The organism is Mycobacterium sp. TH-M11 (assembly GCF_057473725.1).
On sequence record NZ_JBYCLD010000433.1, the window covers coordinates 1 to 3,383 of the forward strand.

4 protein-coding genes are annotated in these 3,383 nt (G+C 66.2%); all 4 read left to right on the top strand.

The window, feature by feature from the left end:
• Positions 1-325: 325 nt before the first annotated feature.
• Positions 326-1,081: a UMP kinase gene (gene pyrH, locus AC2VOG_RS17020; protein ID WP_486941031.1), complete on the top strand. Its 756-nt coding sequence runs from the start codon at positions 326-328 to the stop codon at positions 1,079-1,081.
• A 117-nt stretch (positions 1,082-1,198) separates the two neighbouring features.
• On the top strand, positions 1,199-1,756 hold the full coding sequence (frr, locus tag AC2VOG_RS17025) for a ribosome recycling factor (RefSeq protein ID WP_486941032.1): 558 nt from the start codon (positions 1,199-1,201) through the stop codon (positions 1,754-1,756).
• Positions 1,757-1,779: 23 nt separating this feature from the next.
• A complete protein-coding gene (locus tag AC2VOG_RS17030; RefSeq protein WP_486941033.1) occupies positions 1,780-2,682 on the top strand; it encodes a phosphatidate cytidylyltransferase in 903 nt (300 codons plus the stop codon).
• A 9-nt stretch (positions 2,683-2,691) separates the two neighbouring features.
• Positions 2,692-3,383: radical SAM protein (locus AC2VOG_RS17035; protein WP_486941034.1), on the top strand; the 692-nt coding region annotated here is incomplete at its 3' end.

The window sequence follows — 3,383 nt, forward strand, 5'->3', positions numbered from 1 at the left end:
GCCGTGCCGTGAAACCATTCCGCGACAGGCCGCTGCAACAGTCCGGCGCACGGGTGAAGGCATGCGATCCGCGCGCCTCACCGAGTCGCCGTTCGGCGAGCGGCCCTGCGACGCCGTCGAGTGGTGGGCAGCGCCCGTTGCGGTGGTGATCGACCGCCTGGTTTGCCTCGGTAACGGGACGCTGGGCGGCTACAGAGTCGCCAGCCTCAGCGCGGCGGACGACTCCCGGGACGCCCGGCCTGGCCATAAGGCAGGATGGACCCGGCTGTTTCGGGGACAGTCGTATGGGGACAGCCGAATGGCGTCCTTCGGTGCGAGGAGTCAGATGACGGAGCAGGAGCCTAGGGGCACCAATGGCGTGGTGTCGGCGGACCGACCCCGCTACACCCGCGTGCTGCTCAAGCTCGGCGGCGAGATGTTCGGCGGGGGATCGGTGGGATTGGATCCCGACGTAGTGGCGCTGGTCGCGCGGCAAATCGCCGACGTGGTTCGTACCGGGGTGCAGGTCGCCGTGGTCATCGGCGGCGGAAACTTCTTCCGCGGCGCACAACTGCAGCAGCGCGGCATGGAGCGCAGCCGGTCGGACTACATGGGAATGCTCGGGACGGTGATGAACAGCCTTGCGCTACAGGACTTTCTGGAAAAAGAAGGAATCGACACCCGGGTCCAGACGGCGATCACCATGGGCCAGGTGGCCGAGCCCTACATCCCGTTGCGGGCCAGGCGCCATTTGCAGAAGGGGCGCGTCGTCATCTTCGGTGCCGGCATGGGGCTACCGTACTTCTCGACCGACACCACCGCCGCGCAGCGGGCCCTGGAGATCGGCGCCGACGTGGTGCTGATGGCCAAGGCAGTTGACGGGGTCTTCACCGAGGATCCGCGAGTGAATCCCGAGGCCGAACTGTTCACCGCGATCACCCACCGGGAAGTCATCGACCGCGGACTGCAGGTGGCCGACGCCACCGCGTTCAGCTTGTGCATGGACAATCGCATGCCGATTCTGGTTTTCAACCTGCTGACCGACGGCAATATCGCTCGCGCCGTCGCAGGTGAGAAGATCGGGACTCTAGTTACTACGTGAAGGCGCGAGCGGCGGTAATGGGCGCCGGCGACGATGCAGGGCGTAGCGATGAGGAGGAGCGGCGGTAATGGGCGCCGGCGACGATGCAGGGCGTAGCGATGAGGAGGAGCGGCGGTAATGATTGACGAAACTCTGTTCGACGCCGAAGAGAAGATGGAAAAAGCCGTAGGGGTGAGTCGCGACGACCTGTCGACCATCCGGACCGGGCGGGCGAATCCCAGCATGTTCAACCGCATTGTCATCGACTACTACGGTTCGGCCACCCCGATCACCCAGTTGGCCAGCATCAACGTCCCGGAGGCGCGGCTGGTCGTCATCAAGCCCTATGAGGCCGGCCAACTCGGAAACATCGAAGCGGCGATCCGCAACTCAGACCTCGGGGTCAATCCGACCAACGACGGCACGCTGATCCGGATCGCGGTACCGCAACTGACCGAGGAACGCCGTCGCGAACTGGCCAAGCAGGCCAAAGCCAAAGGTGAGGACGCCAAAGTCTCGGTGCGTAACATCCGGCGCAAGGCGATGGAAGAACTGAACCGCATCCGTAAAGACGGTGAAGCCGGCGAGGACGAGGTATCGCGTGCCGAGAAAGACCTGGACAAGGCCACTGCGCAATACGTGACGCAGATCGACGAGCTGGTCAAGCACAAGGAAGGCGAGCTGCTGGAGGTCTAGCGGCCGCTCAGCAGACGACGCCCGTGGCAGAGACCGATACCGGCCCAGACATCCCCGCCGGGGATGCGGTGGACGAGCCCAAGAAGAAGTCGCGGGCCGGCCGCAATCTACCGGCGGCGATCGCAGTCGGCGCCGCCATCGGTTTCACCATCATCGCGATTCTGATCTGGGACCGGTATCTGTGGGTGCTGCTGGTGGCCGTCGCGATGCCCGTCGCCACGCACGAGGTCGTGCGCCGACTGCGCGAGGCCGGTTACATCATCCCGGTCATCCCGTTGTTGGTCGGTGGCCAGCTGATGGTGTGGTTGACCTGGCCCTATCATGCGGCCGGGGCGCTGGCCGGTTTCGGCGCCACCGCGGTGGTCTGCATGTTCTGGCGGCTGGCGCTCGGTGCCACCACAGCGCCGCATGGGTCGGCGGATTCGCCGTCGGGAAATTACCTGCGCGACGTCGCCGCCACGGTTTTCCTCGCGGCCTGGGTGCCGCTGTTCGCGTCGTTCAGCGTGCTGCTGGTGTATCCGCACAACGGTTCGGGCCGGGTGTTCTGCCTGATGATCGGTGTGGCCGCCTCCGATATCGGCGGCTATGCGGTCGGCGTTCTGTTCGGCAAGCATCCGATGGTCCCGTCGATCAGCCCGAACAAGTCGTGGGAGGGGCTGGTCGGTTCGCTGCTCTTCGGGATCACCGCGGTAACGCTGACCGCGACTCTGCTGGCCCACCGGCCAGCGTGGATCGGGGTGCTGCTGGGCCTGACAATCGTGGCCGCCGCCACCCTCGGCGACCTGGTCGAGTCGCAGATCAAGCGGGACCTGGGCATCAAGGACATGGGCCGGATCCTGCCCGGTCACGGTGGCCTGATGGACCGGCTCGATGGGGCCCTGCCGTCGGCCGTCGCCGCCTGGATCGTCCTGACCCTGCTGCCCTGAGGTCTGTCGGTGAAGCAAGAGTTGGTTTTCGAAGCGCCCCGACGCGGATCGCCGCCGCGTCACCTGGCCGACCTCGATGACGTCGGCTGCGTCCAAGCCGTCACGGCGCTGGGTTTACCGGCGTTTCGTGCCAAGCAGTTGGCGAATCAGTACTACGGCCGGCTGATCGCCGATCCGCGGCAGATGACCGATCTGCCGGCCGCGGTTCGCACCCAGGTGACCGAGGCGTTGTTCCCCACACTGCTGACCGCGGTCCGCGAAATCACGTGTGACGCCGGCGAAACCCGCAAGACGCTGTGGCGAGCGGCGGACGGCACCGCTGTCGAATCGGTGCTGATGCGTTACCCCCGGCGCAACACGGTCTGCATTTCCTCTCAGGCGGGTTGCGGGATGGCGTGCCCGTTCTGCGCGACCGGTCAGGGCGGTCTGACCCGGAACCTGTCGACCGCCGAGATCGTCGAGCAGGTGCGTTGCGCGGCCGCGACGTTGCGTGACGAGTGGGGTCCAGCCAGTCGGTTGTCCAACATCGTGTTCATGGGCATGGGGGAACCGCTGGCCAACTACGCCAGGGTGCTGGCAGCAGTGCGTCGCATCACTGGTCCACCGCCGGCCGGCTTCGGGATCTCGGCCCGTTCGGTGACGGTGTCGACGGTCGGACTGGCGCCGGCGATCCGGAAGCTCGCCGACGAGGGACTTGCGGT